This window comes from Psychrobacillus sp. NPDC096426, assembly GCF_044762745.1.
Lineage (GTDB): Bacteria > Bacillota > Bacilli > Bacillales_A > Planococcaceae > Psychrobacillus.
This window is the reverse complement of the sequence record NZ_JBIWEX010000009.1, coordinates 32,725-51,015: the sequence shown is the minus strand read 5'-3', so window position 1 is coordinate 51,015 and position 18,291 is coordinate 32,725. Positions and strand designations below refer to the sequence as shown.

Annotated in this window: 23 protein-coding genes; 9 read left to right on the top strand and 14 right to left on the bottom strand. The window is 35.9% G+C overall.

Features of this window, described 5'->3' with window-relative positions:
* Positions 1–21: 21 nt before the first annotated feature.
* The 4 genes from ACIQYS_RS09500 (at position 22) to ACIQYS_RS09485 (ending at position 3,002) form a co-directional block, all read left to right on the top strand.
* Positions 22–489: an ImmA/IrrE family metallo-endopeptidase gene (locus ACIQYS_RS09500; RefSeq protein WP_402978247.1), complete on the top strand. Its 468-nt coding sequence runs from the start codon at positions 22–24 to the stop codon at positions 487–489.
* A gap of 134 nt (positions 490–623) precedes the next feature.
* Positions 624–992, top strand: coding sequence for a helix-turn-helix domain-containing protein (locus ACIQYS_RS09495; RefSeq protein ID WP_402978244.1), 369 nt, complete (start codon positions 624–626; stop codon positions 990–992).
* A gap of 13 nt (positions 993–1,005) precedes the next feature.
* Positions 1,006–2,154: a tyrosine-type recombinase/integrase gene (locus ACIQYS_RS09490; protein ID WP_402978241.1), complete on the top strand. Its 1,149-nt coding sequence runs from the start codon at positions 1,006–1,008 to the stop codon at positions 2,152–2,154.
* Between the two features lie 359 nt (positions 2,155–2,513).
* Positions 2,514–3,002 carry a hypothetical protein gene (locus tag ACIQYS_RS09485; protein ID WP_402978238.1) on the top strand — a complete coding sequence of 163 codons (489 nt, stop codon included), beginning with the start codon at positions 2,514–2,516 and terminating at the stop codon, positions 3,000–3,002.
* Between the two features lie 151 nt (positions 3,003–3,153).
* Here ACIQYS_RS09485 and ACIQYS_RS09480 read toward each other — a convergent pair whose 3' ends face one another.
* Positions 3,154–3,579 (bottom strand): hypothetical protein, encoded by a 426-nt coding sequence (locus tag ACIQYS_RS09480; RefSeq protein ID WP_402978235.1) that lies wholly within the window; start codon positions 3,577–3,579, stop codon positions 3,154–3,156.
* 347 nt (positions 3,580–3,926) lie between these two features.
* The gene (locus ACIQYS_RS09475) at positions 3,927–4,169 is read right to left on the bottom strand and encodes a hypothetical protein (RefSeq protein ID WP_402978232.1); all 243 of its coding nucleotides are present in this window, start codon (positions 4,167–4,169) and stop codon (positions 3,927–3,929) included.
* Between the two features lie 128 nt (positions 4,170–4,297).
* Between ACIQYS_RS09475 and ACIQYS_RS09470 the strand changes: the two genes are divergently transcribed.
* On the top strand, positions 4,298–4,687 hold the full coding sequence (locus ACIQYS_RS09470; protein ID WP_402978229.1) for a DUF1259 domain-containing protein: 390 nt from the start codon (positions 4,298–4,300) through the stop codon (positions 4,685–4,687).
* 91 nt (positions 4,688–4,778) lie between these two features.
* Here the strand turns inward: ACIQYS_RS09470 and ACIQYS_RS09465 are convergent, their stop codons facing one another.
* Entirely contained in the window at positions 4,779–5,543 is a 765-nt protein-coding gene (locus tag ACIQYS_RS09465; RefSeq protein ID WP_402978226.1) for an alpha/beta hydrolase, read from the bottom strand.
* A gap of 136 nt (positions 5,544–5,679) precedes the next feature.
* On the opposite strand from ACIQYS_RS09465, the gene ACIQYS_RS09460 reads away from it, so the two are divergent.
* Entirely contained in the window at positions 5,680–6,561 is an 882-nt protein-coding gene (locus ACIQYS_RS09460; protein ID WP_402978221.1) for a LysR family transcriptional regulator, read from the top strand.
* Positions 6,562–6,735: 174 nt separating this feature from the next.
* Here the strand turns inward: ACIQYS_RS09460 and ACIQYS_RS09455 are convergent, their stop codons facing one another.
* The 4 genes from ACIQYS_RS09455 to ACIQYS_RS09440 form a co-directional block, all read right to left on the bottom strand.
* The gene (locus ACIQYS_RS09455) at positions 6,736–7,848 is read right to left on the bottom strand and encodes a conserved virulence factor C family protein (protein ID WP_402978217.1); all 1,113 of its coding nucleotides are present in this window, start codon (positions 7,846–7,848) and stop codon (positions 6,736–6,738) included.
* 24 nt (positions 7,849–7,872) lie between these two features.
* Complete coding sequence (locus ACIQYS_RS09450) at positions 7,873–9,753, bottom strand: ABC-F family ATP-binding cassette domain-containing protein (protein ID WP_402978214.1); 1,881 nt, start codon at positions 9,751–9,753, stop codon at positions 7,873–7,875.
* Positions 9,750–10,385 (bottom strand): HD domain-containing protein, encoded by a 636-nt coding sequence (locus tag ACIQYS_RS09445; protein ID WP_402978211.1) that lies wholly within the window; start codon positions 10,383–10,385, stop codon positions 9,750–9,752. Before ACIQYS_RS09445 ends, ACIQYS_RS09450 begins: the two co-directional genes overlap by 4 nt.
* Positions 10,386–10,492: 107 nt before the next feature.
* Complete coding sequence (locus ACIQYS_RS09440; protein ID WP_402978208.1) at positions 10,493–12,172, bottom strand: formate--tetrahydrofolate ligase; 1,680 nt, start codon at positions 12,170–12,172, stop codon at positions 10,493–10,495.
* Positions 12,173–12,320: 148 nt separating this feature from the next.
* On the opposite strand from ACIQYS_RS09440, the gene ACIQYS_RS09435 reads away from it, so the two are divergent.
* Positions 12,321–12,524: a cold-shock protein gene (locus tag ACIQYS_RS09435; RefSeq protein WP_142537077.1), complete on the top strand. Its 204-nt coding sequence runs from the start codon at positions 12,321–12,323 to the stop codon at positions 12,522–12,524.
* Between the two features lie 41 nt (positions 12,525–12,565).
* On the opposite strand, the gene ACIQYS_RS09430 is transcribed toward ACIQYS_RS09435, so the two are convergent.
* On the bottom strand, positions 12,566–12,739 hold the full coding sequence (locus tag ACIQYS_RS09430) for a zinc-finger domain-containing protein (RefSeq protein ID WP_402978204.1): 174 nt from the start codon (positions 12,737–12,739) through the stop codon (positions 12,566–12,568).
* Positions 12,740–12,857: 118 nt separating this feature from the next.
* Between ACIQYS_RS09430 and ACIQYS_RS09425 the strand changes: the two genes are divergently transcribed.
* Positions 12,858–13,256, top strand: coding sequence for a reverse transcriptase-like protein (locus tag ACIQYS_RS09425; RefSeq protein ID WP_402978201.1), 399 nt, complete (start codon positions 12,858–12,860; stop codon positions 13,254–13,256).
* Here the strand turns inward: ACIQYS_RS09425 and ACIQYS_RS09420 are convergent.
* From ACIQYS_RS09420 to ACIQYS_RS09395, 6 genes are all read right to left on the bottom strand, one after another.
* Complete coding sequence (locus ACIQYS_RS09420; RefSeq protein WP_402978198.1) at positions 13,253–13,717, bottom strand: SRPBCC family protein; 465 nt, start codon at positions 13,715–13,717, stop codon at positions 13,253–13,255. The two genes, ACIQYS_RS09425 and ACIQYS_RS09420, sit on opposite strands and share 4 nt — an antisense overlap.
* 120 nt (positions 13,718–13,837) lie before the next feature.
* The gene (locus ACIQYS_RS09415; RefSeq protein WP_053589685.1) at positions 13,838–14,038 is read right to left on the bottom strand and encodes a cold-shock protein; all 201 of its coding nucleotides are present in this window, start codon (positions 14,036–14,038) and stop codon (positions 13,838–13,840) included.
* Positions 14,039–14,203: 165 nt separating this feature from the next.
* On the bottom strand, positions 14,204–15,025 hold the full coding sequence (coaW, locus tag ACIQYS_RS09410; protein WP_402978195.1) for a type II pantothenate kinase: 822 nt from the start codon (positions 15,023–15,025) through the stop codon (positions 14,204–14,206).
* 27 nt (positions 15,026–15,052) lie between these two features.
* Entirely contained in the window at positions 15,053–15,361 is a 309-nt protein-coding gene (locus ACIQYS_RS09405) for a magnetosome magnetite crystal formation protein family (RefSeq protein ID WP_402978192.1), read from the bottom strand.
* A gap of 58 nt (positions 15,362–15,419) precedes the next feature.
* The gene (locus ACIQYS_RS09400; RefSeq protein ID WP_402978189.1) at positions 15,420–16,937 is read right to left on the bottom strand and encodes an amidohydrolase; all 1,518 of its coding nucleotides are present in this window, start codon (positions 16,935–16,937) and stop codon (positions 15,420–15,422) included.
* Positions 16,934–17,503: a DUF1836 domain-containing protein gene (locus ACIQYS_RS09395; protein WP_402978186.1), complete on the bottom strand. Its 570-nt coding sequence runs from the start codon at positions 17,501–17,503 to the stop codon at positions 16,934–16,936. The genes ACIQYS_RS09400 and ACIQYS_RS09395 overlap by 4 nt, the downstream gene beginning before the upstream one ends.
* A 133-nt stretch (positions 17,504–17,636) precedes the next feature.
* Here ACIQYS_RS09395 and trhA point away from each other — a divergent pair, with 133 nt between their 5' ends.
* Complete coding sequence (gene trhA / locus ACIQYS_RS09390; protein WP_402978183.1) at positions 17,637–18,284, top strand: PAQR family membrane homeostasis protein TrhA; 648 nt, start codon at positions 17,637–17,639, stop codon at positions 18,282–18,284.
* Positions 18,285–18,291 lie beyond the last annotated feature (7 nt).

Here is an 18,291-nt window from a genome sequence, read left to right as displayed (position 1 = left end):
GTTCCGAAAGGAGTTAACTTCATGGGATACACTTACAACTTGATGGAAGAATACGTTAAAAAAATGTATAACTCAATCGGAATTTACTGGCCGCACCAATTGGATATGGAATCAATTGCAGCACGTTTGGGAACGACACTTGTTTATTTACCTTATGGATCCATGACAGTAGGAAATGCCATTTTGATAGATGATAGATTGACAGAATGCGAACAATGGCAGGATTTCGGACATGAATTATGCCATATTGAATGGCACGACGGAAATCAACGCGTCCTCCCCTCTTCTTATTTGCAATACCAGGAATGGAAAGCGTCAAATTTTGCCTATCATGCTTGCGTGCCGACTTTCATGCTCGAACGAATAGATTTACCTACAAATCATAGAAAAGCCATCTGGATGATACAAGAAACCTTTCACGTAGAAAGAGAATTTGCTGAAACTCGGTTACACCAGTATGTGAATAATTGCAAACTGTACTATTATTGAGTAGCAACGCTCGGATAACAAATAGTACAAAATCTCACTCAAAGAAGACCGCCACAAAATTTTAATCTTGTGACAATGATAATAGAATGAATTCATATGTTATAAAAATTTTTATGTAAACGAAGGTGAGTTATTTGAATTTGGGTGTGTTGCTTAAAGAATTACGTGGAGATGAATCATTGCGTGATGCCGCTAAAAGAATGAATATAAGTTTTGTCTATCTAGGAATGTTAGAAAAAGGCGAAGATAGACGTACCGGTAAACGTATGAACCCGACACCAGAAACGTTGCAGCAAATCGCCAAAGGTTATAAATACGACTATATGAAGTTAATAAAAGTAGCAGGCTATTTAGCGGATGAGAAATTCAACCCTGAATTAAGTGAACCATTCCCAGATAATCCTTCATTGCAGCAGTGGTATAAGTCTTTACCCCATTACAATGAAGAAGATGTCGAGAAATTAAAAACCATGTGGAACCTCATTCAATCAAGTAATAACTAGGACGGTGATTCTAATGCACTTCAAACAGCTTAATAAAACAACCTGGCGATGTGTAGCGGATGGTCCACCAAATCCTATTACGGGAGAACGTAAACAAATTTCGCGCCGTGGTAAAAGTAAAAGTCACGCAAAAGAAAGAGTAGAACAAGCAATCGAAGCATTAAAAAGTGCATATAATTTTGATTCTAAAGTGAAATTCAATAATTTTGGTATTGGCTGGATGGAACTATACCGCTTGAGAGGTAACAAAGATAATACTAATGAATATCGTGAGCACTGCATCGGATTACTAAACCGGTATTTCGCAAATAAAAGAGTGACCGCTATCACTACACTCGATATACAAGGGGCTATAAATGACTTATTTGAACAAGAAACATCTCAAAATACTTTAAGGGGTGTCCTTAATGTTGCTAAAATGATGTTTACGTATGCGAAAGAAATAGGATTGACTTCGATTAATCCAGTCGAAGCGGTGTTTGTACCAAAACAAAAAATAAAATTGGAAGAAGTAACTGGTGAGGAAGTTTCTAAACTGTACTTGGAAACAAATGAATTAAAGGTTTTTTTAAGCTTTGTTGATCAGTATCGTAATATTATGTACCGTACGCTTATTTATCTAATTACATTTACAGGGATGCGACCAGGTGAAGCGATTGCCTTGAAAACAGATGATATAGATTTAGACAAGAAAATTATACGTATAACGAAAACAGTGTATGCAAAAGCAAACAGAAAAGGCGATTTTGAACTAACTCCTCCAAAAACGAATAGTAGTGTTCGAGTGATTGACCTAGACGATATCATCGTTGAAATGATAAGTGAGCTATATCGATATCGAGAAGAACGTGAATGGATTATTTCAGAGTTTGTATTTGGTGATAAGGATGGTGTTCCACCTACCGTCAAATTATTAAATCAAACGGTACGTAGAATAGGTAACAAAACTTCTATTAAAAAACAATTTCGCACTTATATACTGCGACATACACATATTAGTTTGCTCGCCGAAGCTGGGGTAGATTTAAATTACATCATGAACCGAGTTGGTCACAAAAATTCCAACACTACCACCCAAATTTATCTTCATGTAACATCTGGTATGAGAGAAAATGCCTCTCAAAAAATGCACACTAAATTTACACAATTATTATCAGATTAATGAACCTAAAAATCCTTTCTGGAAGAAAATAAGGATAAATGTTATCTTTTTGTGACTTTCCACAGAAATAGATCGCATTTATCCTTTATAAAAGTTGATATATCAAGAGTTTGAAAATCCATGAAGGCATAAATTCATCGTATGCGTTCATGGTTTCGCCTGCTTTCGTTATATTTCTCAAGTCCTATTATAACAACATTTCTATCGCTTTTGCTATTATACTGTTTTCGTATATTTTCTCATTGTTTCAGTATTTTTTGTGAGTTTTTATAATTCCAGAGATATTCTTAAAAAAGGAATAAAAAGATACATAACTAATTACCAAATGTCGTATAATTTGGTGAGGAGCGTGATTTAATTTGCTAGTAAGATTTAAAAAACAAGATTTTGAATTAATTACCCAATCTGAGCTTAGTCAAAAATGCTTTGAACCACTTATTGATTTTTACAAGAGGGAAGTAACGAAAAATTCTAATTTCACTCAATTTAGAGAACAATTCTATGAACAACTATCTGAAGGTCAAAGAGCATTATTTATGTTTTATTCTTATTACGGTCATGCAAATAAATCACTTATCGAATTTTATTGGTGGAGTGCTTATTATATGGCTCAACCTAAAAGTTGGTTAGCTCTCAAAGCTGGCATGAAATATTTTAAGGATGAATCTACGCTATTACTTCTTGAAGAGATTGAATTATTGCTAAAAGAACATAATCACCCAGACAAATTAGAAGCCTTTACGATTACACGTGATGAACTAGACCAAAACAAAGAACTTCAGGCTTCTTTCAAATCTCTCTATGCCATATTTAAATATACGTCATCTATCTTTAAGAATAATAAATAACTATATTGAAAAAAACATACATGAATTTGCTGAAATAGAGGTCTAAATTTTCATGTTTACCGTGACTAAAGCCAAAATCTTAAACACTTTAGAGACAGGTTTCTTTTGCCTGTCCCTTCTACGTTTTCGTTTTACGTCTTTTTCAACTGTCTTATTTCGACAATTCCTTGTATAAAATTGCCTTTAAAGCTAGCATTTCATCCTCTGATAAGGTGCTTTCAATTTGATTATAAAGAGCTTGTTTTTCTTCTGCAGTCATTCCATTTTTGGCTTTTGCTTGTATCTCTTGCAATTCTCTTATATTAAACTTTTTAAGCAATACTCTTGTTGCTTCCTCTTTTGTTTGGAATGGTAACTGACTACTATCTATATTTTTCCCCTCTTCTATAAACGCCTGTAATTGCGGATCGTTCTTTATCTCTTGTTTAATATTTTCCAACTGGCCACTATCTTCTAGTTCCACTGTTACTTGTTCCATTACTTGATCAGCAATTATTTTGGGTGCAAAATAGTATACAGCGATTCCAACGATTCCGATTATGATAATAAAACTTAAAAATATTTTCAAAAATTTCAACTTTTTCCCTCCTTCTACTGCATCTTTTTTAGATGGCCTATACTTATAGTACATTACACATAGAAAAAGCACCTTCCAAGGTGCTTAATAAGTAATTCCCTATTTTTTATTAATTGCTCTCTGTTCTCACTCTGTTATACCCCTGATAAGCCGCAATAACCGTAACAAATGAACCAATTAAAAATAAAACAGATCCTCCCAAGGAAAAGAGCAGACCGATTAATCTGTTTCTCTCCTCACTTATAAGCTCCTGTCTCATTTATCCAACCACCTCTCATACTTATTATATTCGTCCATTGCATAATATTCACTGCCTATTAGCAGCGGGAAAGAAGGTCTAAACAATTTTACTGTTTTTTCACCTTATATTCAAATATTTTATAATCGATAAACGCTCCAATAACTCCCATCGGAAGTCCTCCCGCAGAAATTGAAAGTAATACTGTAAATAAACTGAGACTGTCCATTTTATAAAATAATAATAAAAGAATGGAAAACGTTCCTAATATGGTGAACAGAATAGAAAAATAATACTTTATATGTACTTCTTCTTTTATATTTCTTTCTTTTTCGATTATTTCTTCGCTCATATTACTCCTCCGTTATCCCTAGCATCTTTTATCCTTTTTATTATTTACTTATCGCTCATTATTTAAACGCTTCTAAACAAGTCTATTTGTACATACATTGAACAAAAATGAGAGGGGGTACTTTTACGATGAACTTTGCCACTATTTGCGAGCAATATGCCAAGATAATTAATGGAGAAAGTCGTTTGATAAAAGATGGTTGCTCCGTAGAGATTGGGCGCCATCTTTCCGTCACAATTCAAGGTCGGCCTTCTCATAGTGCTCTACCAGCGGGAATTACATTTGAATCCATGGATCACTCAGGGAATGCACTCAATCTTGGGGAAGTCGTTTTATTGGAAGAAGAGCTACCAGCATTTGTTCAAGTACTTGTGAAAAATAATTTAATTGTTAGCGCTATACATAATCACTGGATGTTCACTCATCCGCCTATTTTATACGTTCATTTCCAATCTGTGGAACATCCTTTATCCTTCGCGCAAAAAGTCGCAGAAGCGTTTAGAACGTTTAAATATTAATGAAAGATATATTAAAAATACCATCCAACAAAAATGGATGGTATTTTTAATATATGCCAAATTGAAATTAGGGTTCATCAGGTGAATTATTTTACACAACAGCGCGAACAGACTCCGTCCAATCTAATTGGTTGAAAAATGTGTAAACGTCCTCGCATACTTTATCTTTTTCTTTTCCAGTAGTAATAATATGGCCAGATTCTTCATACCAAATAATTGCTTTTTTATCTGTTTCGACTTGCTCCAAGATAAATGATGCACTTTCTTTATAAATATCACCATCTAATGCACCTTGTAAAACAAGCGTAGGAGTAGAAATCGTATGTAGGTCCATGCAAGCTTCCTCAATGAATGATTGAACATCACTTAAAGACTCCATAGGACTATTTTTTAATGCTTCTAGTTCTTGAATAATGACTTCTCGAGATTTACCTTCAAATGATTTATACACTTTCGCATAATTATATAATCGATCAAACAAACCATTCGTGTTACTCCGTTTAATCGGCGCACACATAGAGACAATTGCTTTGACTGGAAATTCTTCCGCTACTTTTAAAGAAAATACGCCCCCTAGAGAAATACCAGCTACTGCAATTTCTTCATATCCTTGATTTTTCAAATAATTGTAACCATCTACCACATCTTGCCACCACTCTGCAGGAGTTGTTTCTAGTAATGCCTCAGGCGCCACACCATGCCCGCGGTACATCGGTGCGTGACAAGTGAATCCTTTTTTCTGCAAATATTCTCCTAATCGCTTTACATCTTTCGTACTACCAGTAAATCCGTGGAGTAAAAGTACTGCTCGATTTCCTCCTACGAATGTAAATGATTTAGGTGCGACTACTTTCATTGGAATATCCCCTTTTGTTTGATAGCTTATTAGTTTTATTAATCCTAATCCTATCATTGACAATTCATAAAGTATAATTTATTATTTTTATCATTATAATGCATAAAAGGTATCGATTGAAAAGAGAGGTGTTTTTATGGAATGGCAACGTTTAGAATATTTTCAAACGCTTGCAAAAGTTCAGCATATGACACGGGCCGCTGAACTACTATCTATTTCACAACCCGCATTAAGCCGTTCCATTGCAAGTTTAGAAGATGAAATTGGTGTTCCACTTTTTGACAGACAAGGTCGCTCAATTATTCTAAATCGCTACGGAACAATGTTTTTAGGGCGAGTAAACCGAATTATGAATGAAATGAGCGATGGGTTAAATGATATACAACAACTAACCAATCCCGAGCAAGGAGAAATATCGCTCGGCTTTCTACATACGCTAGGTACAAGTACAGTTCCAAATATCATTCGAGCATTTCACGAAAAATTCCCTTGCATTACGTTCCTATTGAAACAAAATCATACCCATACTCAATTAAAACAGCTAAAATCAGGGGAATTGGATCTTTGCTTAGTCGCATCTATTGACTATGAAAAAACAATTGCTTGGACAGAATTATGGCGAGATGAGTTGTTTGTCATTGTTCCAATCAATCACTATCTTGCACACCGCAAAAGTATTAAGTTAAATGAAATAGTACACGAGTCTTTTATTTCGATGAAAAAAGGATACGCACTACGAAAAACTACGGATAGTATCTTTTCCGATGTTAGCTTATTACCGAATATTACTTTTGAAGGAGATGAAGTTGCTACTGTCGCTGGTTTTGTATCCGCAGGTCTTGGTTTTTCAATATTACCGGATGGAGAAGAAATAAATCCAAACAAAATTGCTAAATTACGAATTCAAGATATGACGTGTGAACGTGTGATTGGTATGGCACGAGTAGAAGATCGCTATCTATCACCTGCAGTGAAAAATTTCCAACAATTCATTCTAGATTATTTTCTAAAATGGTAGATGGAATTCTTATTATCGGAAAAGGTGATCAAATAGCACACCTGAACAGTTAACATTGTGCAGAGGTTCGGTTGAAGATATTAAATCGGTTAAACAAAGTCTCACTCTAAATAGAGTGAGACTTGAATTATATGTGCACTATAAGGAATAACAGAATAGTATTAATCATCGCTCTTACTTTCTAGCTTCACTCATTTGCTTCCAAACGGATCCTTTTGCTTCTTCCCCGCCTTCAATTCGAGCAATTGCCATACGGATTTGCAATTTTACTTCATATTCTTTATCTTCCATTGCTTCTTTTAATGCCGGAAGTGCATCGGTATCGCCTACTTCATAGAAGTACATTGCTGCTCGCCAGCGAACGAGTTTGTTTTTATCAAAGAGGGCAACTTTCATCGCATCTGCGAATTGCTCAAAACCAAGATCACTCATTGCGTCTCCTGCTGTTCTTCGTACTGCCCCACTTTTATCTTTTAAAGCTATTTCTAAATATGGAATAACCGCTTCATCTTCTATTAATCCAAGATATACAGTTGCTAGTCGGCGGATGGATACTTGTTCATCCTGTACTGCTTTTGCCAAAATCGGTAAGTCATCTAGTTCAGGGTTGATCAAATTATTTAGTAGTTGGAATCTTTCTTCCCATTCGCTTACTTCAAATTGCGCTAATGTAAAAGGAACTCGAACAGCCGCTTTCTCTTCTGCATGATGGTCTTTTTCTTCGATTAGTTGTTGAAGTTTACTTTCTGGGAAGGTTGCTTCTAATTCTTTTACTAATTGTTCGCCGATTTCTTTTTGTTCACCGTAGCGAACGCCATAATCTACCCATTTACGAAGCATTATATAGTTTTCTTTGTCTCCTTCCATCGCTTCATCTAAAGCCTTGGTAAAACGGTCGGACAATCCAAAACGTGATTCGGATTCACTATCAAACACTTTTACTTGAAGGGGGATTCCTTTATATTGTTGCACATGTACATATACTTCCCCGTAATGGTCTAATGCCTTTTCACTTGTGTTCTCTTCATTGTCTGCTCCAAATACATTTTCGACGGAAGCCAAAATCGATTCCCAGCTAAACTTAGCAATACGCTCGATTGCTAAGAAGTCCGCTACATGATAGACCCCTTTAACACCTTCGATTGCAAATAGTTGTTGAATTTCTTTTGGAGCACCTTCAATATTGTCTTTTTTATAGTTATGACTTTTGCCGAATGGTAGTTCTTGATCGATGACTACTTTCATCGTATTTGGACTTGGTGTTGGCTCAATTGTAACTATTTTCATCATATATCCCTCCAATAAATAAGATTAAGACGAAGCAATTTCTTCTAAATAAGACCATCTCTCTATTAATTGTTCATAGGTGCTATTAGTTTGTTCTAGCTTGTCCGTTAATTCCTGCAAAAGAGTAAAATCGGATCCTGCAGTTAATATCTTCTCCTCTAATTGTGTAATTAGCTGCTCTGTTTTTTCAATCTCCTCACCGATTGTTTCCCATTCACGCTGCTCTTTATAAGACATTTTCTTTTTATCTTTTGCTGCTTTAACAGGAAGCACTTCTTTTACTTCTTCCACTATTTCACTTGGGACAACTTTGGCAACTTCCAAGTAATCAGAATAAACTCCTAACCACTCATTAACAGAACCATCACCGTTTAATATCCATAGTTTTTTCGCTATACGATCTAAGAAAAAACGATCATGGGAAATCGTCACAATAACTCCTCGGAATGATTCCATAAAATCTTCTAGTACAGATAATGTTTGAATATCTAAGTCATTCGTCGGCTCATCCAAAAAGAGAACATTCGGCTGCTCCATTAACATTTTTAATAATACTAATCGTTTTTTCTCTCCACCAGATAGCTTCCCAATCTGCGTACCATGAGTGTTTAATGGGAATAAAAACCGTTCTAACATTTGCGCTGCCGAAAACTTTTCACCAGAGCCCGTTTCGATTAAATTCGAAGACTCTCGTACATATTCTATCATTCTCATCTGTTCATTCAACTTCGGTAACTGCTGAGAAAAGTGCATTAGCTTAACAGTTGAACCTACTATAATTTCACCGGAATCCATCGGAATTTCTCTTGCTAGCATTTTAAGTAGTGTACTTTTCCCTACGCCATTCGGACCAACGATTCCAACTCGATCTCCAGCTTGTAAAAGAAAAGAAAAATTTTCTACAATTTTTTTCGAATCGAATTTTTTGGAAATATTAACTCCTTCTAATACTTGTTTTCCTAGTCTAGTTGTCGCCATCTCTAAATCGAGATTTTGCATGGAATTATTACGATCAATTTTGGAATCTATTTCTTCAAAACGATCTTTTCTCGCCTTTTGTTTGGTTGATCTTGCCTTAGCGCCTCTTCGGATCCATTTCAACTCATTGCGGTACAAGTTTTGAAGTTTTTGTTGGGATGCGGCATTCATCTCTTCTCGTAATGCTCTCGATTCCAAATAGTCTGCGTAATTCCCTGTATGTGTGTATAGTGTTTTATCTGCTAATTCATATATATGCGTAGCCACTGCATCTAAAAAATAACGATCATGTGTAACAAAAATAATAGAACCTTCCACTCGTTGAAGCATATCTTGTAACCAATCCGTCGAATCTTTGTCCAAATGGTTCGTAGGCTCATCTAAAAGAAGTAAATCAGCTGGTTCGATCAGTACTTTCGCAAGTGCTACTCTTTTTTGTTGCCCACCTGATAAATGAAGAATAGAGTCTTCGTATTGTGTTATTCCAAGTTTCGTTAATGCAGTTTTCGCAAGCGCATTAACATCCCAAGCTTGAAGATTATCCATCTGTTGTTGTAAGTCCATAAGCTTATTTTGACGTTCAGTTGAACCCGAATCTTCCATTAAAGCTAGTAGTGCTTCTTCATATTCTCGATTAATTTTTAATATGGGTGAGTCTCCACTAAATACTGTTTGTAATACTGTTTCATCTTTTTCAAATACTGGTTGTTGCTCTAAATACGCAATTCGGTACTTGTTTGGATGGTCACGATCAATAGAATCCGCTTCTAATTGACCAGCAACGATCGATAGGAAGGTAGATTTACCAGTTCCATTAATCCCAATTAGTCCTGCTCTATTTTGATTGTTAATAGTAAATGCTATATTTTCAAACAGTGTTTTCTCTCCAACTGTTTTTGTTAAGTTTGAAATGATTAAATGACTCATATATGTTCCCCTGTTTCTTTTCTCAAGTTTTGCAAAAATATTTCCATAAATGCATGTCTTTCTTTTGCAAGTTCTTTTCCTTTTTTCGTTAGCATTCCGTCCGCTAACTTTAATAATTTTTCGTGAAAATGCGTCACAGATGCTGTCTCTTTTGTGCGATATTCTTCTACGGACATATTATCTCTTGGCGTTTCATCTGCATCGTATAACTTTCTACCCTTTGCTCCTCCGTATGCAAACATACGCGCAATACCTACAGCACCTATTGCATCTAACCGGTCCGCATCTCGGACAATTTGAGCTTCAATTGAATCAGCAACTACTTCATTTCCTCCATTGAATGAAATGGATCTAATAAGTGTTTTCAATTGTTTCACTTTTTCAGCAGGTAAAGAAAGTTGCTTCATAATTATATCTTCTTCTTGTTTTTCACTATTTGATACATATTTAGGATCACTGACATCATGTAACAATACTGCTAACTCAATCATTTCTAGATCCACATAAGGTTCTGCCGCTGCTATTTCGAACGCATTTTTGCGCACTCTTTCAATATGTTGGAAGTCATGACTTGCATCAAAATGCTTGTACACTTCTTTTACTAATTGTTCGCATTGTTGTATTGGATTCATTTTTCTTACCCCTTATTTGTTCTTCCTTTATCATTATAACGAATAAAACTGAAAAAGACCGCTATTTAAGCAGTCTTTTCTAGTTTAATCAAACTTACTGAAAGAAGTTAGAATAATCCAATTGCATGTCCATCTTCTGAAATATCCATATTTAATGCAGATGGTTTTTTAGGTAGTCCTGGCATTGTCATAATATCTCCAGTTAAACATACTAAAAACCCTGCACCTAGTTTTGGAATTACTTCGCGAACGGTAATGGTAAAGTCGGTTGGTCTTCCTAATAATTTTGGTTGATCGGATAAAGAATATTGTGTTTTCGCCATACAAATCGGCAGGGCATCCCATCCATATGCAGTAATTTGATCGATTTGTTTTTTCGCTGCATCTGTAAATACAACATCTTTTCCACCATATACTTGCTGCACGATCGTTCGAACTTTCTGTTCAATCGTATCGGAAACACTATATAAAGGGGCGAAGTTAGATGGTTTTTCTAATTCCGTTAATACTAATTTTGCCAGCTCGATTCCACCTGCTCCACCTTTTTCCCAAACTTCGGTTAAAGCAATGGCTATATTTCTTTCTTCACACCAAGCTAGTAATGCATTTAGTTCTCCATCTGTATCGCTGAAGAATTTATTCAACGCGACAACAGGCTCAATGCCAAATGCTCGAATCGTTTCTATATGTTTTTCTAAGTTATTAGTCCCTTTAAGAAGCGCGTGTATGTCTTCTTCCTTTAACAAATCTTTTTGTTTTCCACCTTGCATTTTAAGTGCTCTAATTGTTGCAACAATGACAACAGCATCAGGGGATAGATTTCCTTGTCGGGATTTAATATGCATAAACTTCTCAGCACCTAGATCTGCACCAAATCCTGCTTCTGTCACGACAACATCCGCTACGTTCATCGCCGTTTTCGTCGCAATAATAGAATTACATCCGTGCGCAATATTGGCAAATGGGCCACCGTGTATAAAAGCTGGTGTTCCTTCGATTGTTTGCACAAGGTTCGGCTTTAAAGCCTCTTTTAATAATAAAGTAAGAGCACCTTCCACACCTAAAGCACGCACAGTTATTGGCTCTTTTGCATATGTATAACCGATAACCATTTGTGCTAGCCTTTCCTTTAAATCTTTCAAATCCTTTGCCAAGCAAAGAATTGCCATGATTTCAGAGGCTACAGTAATATCAAACCCATCTTCACGTGGAACTCCTTGTGAAGGACCGCCGAGACCAATTGTAATATGGCGTAGTGCACGATCATTCATATCAAGCACTCGTTTCCAAATAATTCTTCGTGGGTCTATTTGCAATTCATTTCCTTGGTGAATATGATTGTCAATGATCGCAGCTAATGCATTATTCGCTGTTGTAATTGCATGTAAATCGCCATTGAAGTGAAGATTTATTTCTTCCATAGGCAAAACTTGTGCAAAGCCACCTCCAGTTGCTCCGCCTTTAACACCCATTACCGGGCCTAACGATGGTTCACGGAGCGCTACTACTACGGATTGTCCTATTTTTTTCATTGCATCTGCCAATCCAACGGTTACGGTGGATTTTCCTTCGCCGGCTGCTGTCGGGCTTATTGCAGTGACGAGCACAACTTTACCTAAATTTGTTTTAACTGCTATCTTCGTTGGATCAATTTTAGCTTTGTAGTTACCATATTGCTCTAAAGCATCTTCTGGAATACCTAATTTTTCCGAAATTTTCCGAATTGGTTGCATTTTGGCATTTTTGGCTATACTTAAATCGGATAGCGGCTCAGCGTTAACTTTCATATGTATCCCAACCTTTTTCTTTTATTATACGTTGGATCAAGTGAATAAAACAGGTCAATTTCGACATATTATTGACGATAGATGTCAATTAATGTATAGTATAATTATCCATTATCAGAATTTTTAGTGGACTGAGGGAGGAACGTTTATGCAACAGGGGAAAGTAAAATGGTTTAATAATGAAAAAGGCTATGGATTTATCGAGTATAATGATGGAGAAGATGTATTTGTCCATTTTACAGGTATTCAAGGGGATGGATTTCGAGCACTCGAAGAAGGACAAGATGTTACGTTCGAAATTGTTGAAGGAAACCGTGGACCTCAAGCTGCAAACGTTATTAAAAATAGTTAGAAACGATTCTTCCTGCGACGAATGGTCGTGGGTTTTTTTTATCAAAGTTTTTCTCCTTTTTGCTTTATCTCTTCTCCAACCGTGCAGCCGCGAATACAAAATTGGTGTGCTTTCGCCTTCCCCTTTTCTTTTCGAAGTTGTGTTCGGACAAAACAGCCGTCACAATATGTTTGCAATATATGATCAATTTCATTTATGATTTGTGTATTTTTCATTCATTACGCTCCTCGCTACCTTCATAATTGTACTATTATGTTTCTTTTGTTTGCAAGTATGCTATAAATCGTTCAAACTAAAACAGAAGTTTAATTCATTTGAAAAAAGGGGATTCGCATGTTAGAAGTTTATATTGATGGCTCGACTACTGGAAATCCAGGTCCAAGTGGTGTAGGCATTTTCATTAAAGGAGAAGGACATCATTTGAAGTTTAGCGAGTTCATCGGCCATTACTCGAATCATACGACAGAATTTTTTGCACTACTAAAAGGATTAGAAGAAGCACAAAAGCTGTCTCCTACGATTGTCTCTGTCCGGACAGATTCTCAAATCGTGCTTGCTGCGGTTGAGAAGCGATATGCAAAGAATGCAGAATTTGCGGCTATACTAGAAAAAATTTTAGCGATTATCGATACATTTGATTTATTTTTTATAAAATGGATTCCCGATGACCAAAACAAAGCGGCTCATGCATTAGCTAGGGAAGCCGTATTCAAACAACTGCCGAAAAGTTAATTGGCAGTTGTTTTGTACGCGGATTCAATTGTCTCTTTGGTACGGTTCATAAAGTTCACTACTACTTCGTCACTTCCAAACAATTGAAAGATGCTAAAGAGCGGATTTTTGGGCTTATTTATAGATGTGTAGATGAACTTGGTCGTTGTATGATCTTCCCTTAACAGTTCATAGTCGATAGTCATCCTAAAACGATCATTTAACAAAAAGCTTTCCTGGATCATTTTATAGTTTTGTTCATCTACATATTTTTTAATCGTTATTTCATATTGTTCCGTTAATGAACCATTTTGATACGTCTGAAGGATAACAGATCCAATTACTCGTTCCGTTTGCTCCGTAAATTCTTCTCCCACTATTTTTGGAAAGACTTTTTTCTTTTTTTCCACATCGCCATAAAAATAAGTCCAAGCAAATTCGATTGGAACGTTTATCCTAATTTCTTTCTTCCACTTTTTCATTTCCTCTACCCCTAAACTTAAATTATATCGTTTTTATCATAACATATATAAATTTAATATTTCTTCATACACAAAAAAACAGACTCCCCTAAGAGAGTCTGTTAAAGTTTAGGTTTAAAATTAAGCTTTAACTACGTTAGTAGCTTGAAGACCACGTTGGCCTTGCTCGATTTCAAAAGTTACTTCTTGACCTTCGTCAAGAGATTTGAAACCTTCGCTTTGGATAGCTGAGAAGTGTACGAATACGTCGTCTCCGCCTTCGCGCTCGATGAATCCGAATCCTTTTTCTGAGTTAAACCATTTTACTTTACCTTGTTCCATGTGTGTTTCCTCCTCGTGTGCAATTTTACGCACACATTTTGTTACTATCCTTGCTCAACACTGTTAAGTAAAAGTGTTGCCACCTACTAACTAACCGAACAAAAATAATCCTCTTTTAATATAACACGCGCTTTCCCAAAATGCAACAGTTATACCTCATTCTTTTTATTTGTTTTCTAGTAATGCGCCAATTGCTCCACTATAACCGTGTTTTTCCAAAAAGATTGGTTTTTTCTGCTTTAAAATCGTATATGATTCAATAATTTCTTGTAGTAATTTATTTTCTTCTAATGTAGAACCTATATAGATAATATCCTCAAGAAGATGCGCATCAGCCGCTTGAATGCATAGCGTTGCAACTACTTCTCCAATAATTCCTTGCACTCCAGCTAACAAATCAGAACTGTTTCTAGCTTCATCAGATTTTAACGCTACCCCACCAAAATTACTTGCTGTTAAAGAACCTTTAATAGGAAGTTTATTGTGTTGATATATATCACTTACTAAAATATCGATAGAATTCCGCTTTCCTTCATTAGATAGCTTGATTATATCTTTGTAGTTCATAATACCAGTTAAAGCGGATCCTAAACCTACAAGTGTTCCTCCACCAACGCCTGTCCCTCCTAAGCGACTATGTGAGTCTCCTTGCATGATATGTATCGATGTTCCTGTCCCAATATTTGCAATAATTGCGGAATCACTGGAAATCACATCTTCCTTTAGCTGGTACATGACTCCGTTCATCGTCGCGTCAAATTCCACTATGTAAGGGATTTCATTTTTTGAAGAAAGATATTTTTTTAATTGTTCTGCTCGACCACCAGTAAGGCAGATAGAAGCTAACGAGTGGTTTGTATCAAGCCAATCCTTTACTGCTTTAAAATCGGATGAAAGGAAACTTCGAAATGACATTTCCTTTTTTTCATCCCAATAAGCTATTTTCGTTAACGTCCCACCTGCATCAATACCAATTCTAGTACTCATACTGATTCCCCTTTTATATTAGGAGACTTATTTAATCCAAGAACCAACAATCGGATAGTTAAATGTGTCTCCATTAATCGCTTTAATTATTCCGATAATTGGAACAACAAATGCCATTATACCAAAAATAATGACCATCGGGATACCTATTAATAAAATAATTAATAATATAGAGACAGTGATTAATACATACATCACTAGCTGAAATAGCACCGCTTGAATGGAAAGCTTTTTAATCTCGTCATCATCTACAACCAAATACAAAATGAAAGGAACGAGAAACGGAGCGAACCAAGTACTTGCGTGTAGTAAAATTTTTAAACCTGTATTTTGCATGGTACATCGTACTCCTTTCTTCTTTTTTCTTATTTACGATTGAAAAAGACTAATAGTTTCATTTTTTTCTACTAAAAACAATTTCGCCATTTACAATTGTTTGTATTATTTTGGATGATGCAAACGTATCCTTTGTTAACAACTGGTCGACAATTGTAAAATCAGCATCATAACCAATCATGATTTTGCCACGTACATGCTCTTTTCCAATTGCTTTAGCACTTCCTGTTGTAAATAACGAGATAGCCTCAAACGCTGTTAGTTCCTGTTTAGGCAAGTATACATTGTTTGCAGCAGCATCCATCCCAAGTAAAGGATCTGCAAGCTCGATAGGTGAATCAGAGCCTCCTGAGCAATCAAACCCTTTATCTAATAAAGTTTTCCAAGCATATGCCCATGTTAAACGTTCATCACCTATACGATCGATGACCCATGGAAAGTCGGACGGTACGAACATCGGCTGAATATCTAAGACTATTGGTAATTTTGCCATTCTGTTGATTAAGTCTTCTGATAGCACGTTTACATGAATGAGTCTATCTTTTTTGCCATTTGGAACCGGGTGCTTTTCGATTAAATCTAAGATGATTCTTACAGCGTTGTCACCAATAACGTGGACAGCAATATTTTCATTATATTTCCTTGCTAACTTCACGAGATTCTCTAATTTTTCACTATCGTGGACGGCAACTCCTCTATTCCCAGGAGAGTCTGAATAGTCTTCTGAAAGTAAAGCTGTATGTCCTCCAAGTGACCCATCAATAAATATTTTCATCGCACCAAATTCAATAAAGTCGGCCGATTCTTCCCCTTGCATCTGCTCAAATACTTCATGATGGCGAAGTAAGTGGATTCGAAAATTCGTACCTATTGTACGGCGATATGCTTCTAGTGGAACAGTGTATGGACCATAATACGCCATATCCTCTGTATGCACTCCCGTTAGTCCTTTTGATTGCAAGTCGGCGACACTTGCTTGAATAACATGGTGCAAATAATCGGATGTTACTGCAGGAATATGGGACGTGATTAATTGTTGTGCTTCGTCGTAAAAAAGTCCATTTAAATTCCCGTACTCATCTTTACCAATTATACCGCCTACAGGATTTGGTGTGTCTTTTGTGATTCCTGCTAACTCCATTGCTTTAGCATTCGCCACGAGTACATGTCTACAAATTCGCTTTAAGACGATAGGAGTTTCTTTCATCTCATTTAAATCTTTGCAAGTGATTGGATGACCTTCTATTAATTTATTATCGTTCCAACCTTCAGCAACATACCATTCCCCTTTTTTCACACGTTTGGCTACTTCTGTCACGATTGTTTGAATAGAAGTAAAAGTGGACAAATCTAAATAAGCTAATTTTTCTCCATGTCCAATTAGGTGAATATGACTATCCACAAAACCCGGATACATCGCGGCACCTTGTAATGAATGAATTTGATCCGCTAAATGTTGTAATTCATCTTTAGTTCCAACTTGAATAATCTTCCCATTCTCTACTAAAACAGCTTCTACTATTGCTCCTTCTACATCCATTGTAAAGATAGGTCCGTCTGTCCAAAGCGTTTTCATTTATTTTCCTCCTTTTTATTTACTATCAATTCGTCGACTAATAATTCTGCCGCTTTTCGGTATGCATTACTCATATTGGCGAGTGAGGTGATAAAAAGTAATTTCTTCAGATCGCCGTTAATATCGAATTGCTCAATTTCCTGTTCATGTGCTTTTATTTCTTCTAAAAAGTTTTGCGCATTTCCTTGTTGCAACGCTATTGAGTAAGAATAGAAATTTTCTAAACTAAAATCATCATTTCCTATTTTTTCATTAATAGGGCCCATGGTCGTCTTAATATCGTTAATGGAAAGCGCACCTTTTAATTGATAAATCAAGTTAATCAACATAATATGCTGCTTCGAGTATTTTTTGTTTTTAATAGGTATGAATAATTTCCCTTTAGCGTAGTTATTTATCATCGTTTTTGTTAAAACTTTTTCATCCGTATTCCTGAGTGTCTGACTAAATTTCGAATCAAATAATTGAATAACTTGATCCATATATAAATCAATGTCCGGTATTTCCTCTGCATGAATGTTGACTTCAAGCCCAAGCTTACTTACGATTTCTTCTGATTTGTTCATGTAAATTCCTCCGATACTTGCTTGTTAATATCGTAACGCAAAATAGTTGTTCAGTAAACATTGACTAGCTATTGAGATGAACGTATTATATTAAGTAGTTATAAAAACTATATAATGTTATGGAGGTATTTTATTGGAGAATTATATTAGGGAACCATTTAACGGTTTATCACATCTCTTTGGTGCAATACTCGGAGTTCTTGCACTAATCGCAATGATTGTGAAAGGGATAACACTAAATGCATCAGGTTTAACTATTACAGCACTCGTGCTTTTTGGAGTCAGTATCATTTTACTGTACGCTTCATCCGCAACTTATCATATGGTCATCGCAAAAGATCAGGTTATTCACCTGCTCAGACGATTGGATCATTCGATGATCTATTTATTAATAGCAGGTACATATGCTCCTTTTTGTTTAATCGCATTAAAGGGAGGTACTGGTTATACACTGTTTAGTATTATCTCGATTATGGCGATTAGTGGGATATTGTTTAAAATGATTTGGTTCAATTGCCCAAGATGGGTTTCTACTATTTTATATATTGGAATGGGATGGATTATCGTGTTTTTGGCATCCCCACTAGCAGATGCACTTGGTTCTGGAGGTCTTTTTTATCTAATATTAGGCGGCGTATTTTATACTATTGGAGGCATCGTTTACGGTGTGAAACCAAATATACCATTCATCAAACAGTTAGGCTTTCATGAAGTTTTTCATATTTTCATCTTATTAGGGACGATTAGTCACTTTATCTGCGTATTTGCCTATGTAATTTAACATAAAA

Coding starts and splice junctions, on each gene's coding strand:
- ACIQYS_RS09500 (WP_402978247.1), top strand. CDS start 22: ATGGGATACACTTACAACTTGATGGAAGAATACGTTAAAAAAATGTAT.
- ACIQYS_RS09490 (WP_402978241.1), top strand. CDS start 1,006: ATGCACTTCAAACAGCTTAATAAAACAACCTGGCGATGTGTAGCGGAT.
- ACIQYS_RS09475 (WP_402978232.1), bottom strand. CDS start 4,169: ATGAGCGAAGAAATAATCGAAAAAGAAAGAAATATAAAAGAAGAAGTA.
- ACIQYS_RS09470 (WP_402978229.1), top strand. CDS start 4,298: ATGAACTTTGCCACTATTTGCGAGCAATATGCCAAGATAATTAATGGA.
- ACIQYS_RS09465 (WP_402978226.1), bottom strand. CDS start 5,543: ATGAAAGTAGTCGCACCTAAATCATTTACATTCGTAGGAGGAAATCGA.
- ACIQYS_RS09460 (WP_402978221.1), top strand. CDS start 5,680: ATGGAATGGCAACGTTTAGAATATTTTCAAACGCTTGCAAAAGTTCAG.
- ACIQYS_RS09455 (WP_402978217.1), bottom strand. CDS start 7,848: ATGAAAATAGTTACAATTGAGCCAACACCAAGTCCAAATACGATGAAA.
- ACIQYS_RS09450 (WP_402978214.1), bottom strand. CDS start 9,753: ATGAGTCATTTAATCATTTCAAACTTAACAAAAACAGTTGGAGAGAAA.
- ACIQYS_RS09445 (WP_402978211.1), bottom strand. CDS start 10,385: ATGAATCCAATACAACAATGCGAACAATTAGTAAAAGAAGTGTACAAG.
- ACIQYS_RS09440 (WP_402978208.1), bottom strand. CDS start 12,172: ATGAAAGTTAACGCTGAGCCGCTATCCGATTTAAGTATAGCCAAAAAT.
- ACIQYS_RS09435 (WP_142537077.1), top strand. CDS start 12,321: ATGCAACAGGGGAAAGTAAAATGGTTTAATAATGAAAAAGGCTATGGA.
- ACIQYS_RS09430 (WP_402978204.1), bottom strand. CDS start 12,739: ATGAAAAATACACAAATCATAAATGAAATTGATCATATATTGCAAACA.
- ACIQYS_RS09425 (WP_402978201.1), top strand. CDS start 12,858: ATGTTAGAAGTTTATATTGATGGCTCGACTACTGGAAATCCAGGTCCA.
- ACIQYS_RS09420 (WP_402978198.1), bottom strand. CDS start 13,717: ATGAAAAAGTGGAAGAAAGAAATTAGGATAAACGTTCCAATCGAATTT.
- ACIQYS_RS09415 (WP_053589685.1), bottom strand. CDS start 14,038: ATGGAACAAGGTAAAGTAAAATGGTTTAACTCAGAAAAAGGATTCGGA.
- coaW (WP_402978195.1), bottom strand. CDS start 15,025: ATGAGTACTAGAATTGGTATTGATGCAGGTGGGACGTTAACGAAAATA.
- ACIQYS_RS09405 (WP_402978192.1), bottom strand. CDS start 15,361: ATGCAAAATACAGGTTTAAAAATTTTACTACACGCAAGTACTTGGTTC.
- ACIQYS_RS09400 (WP_402978189.1), bottom strand. CDS start 16,937: ATGAAAACGCTTTGGACAGACGGACCTATCTTTACAATGGATGTAGAA.
- ACIQYS_RS09395 (WP_402978186.1), bottom strand. CDS start 17,503: ATGAACAAATCAGAAGAAATCGTAAGTAAGCTTGGGCTTGAAGTCAAC.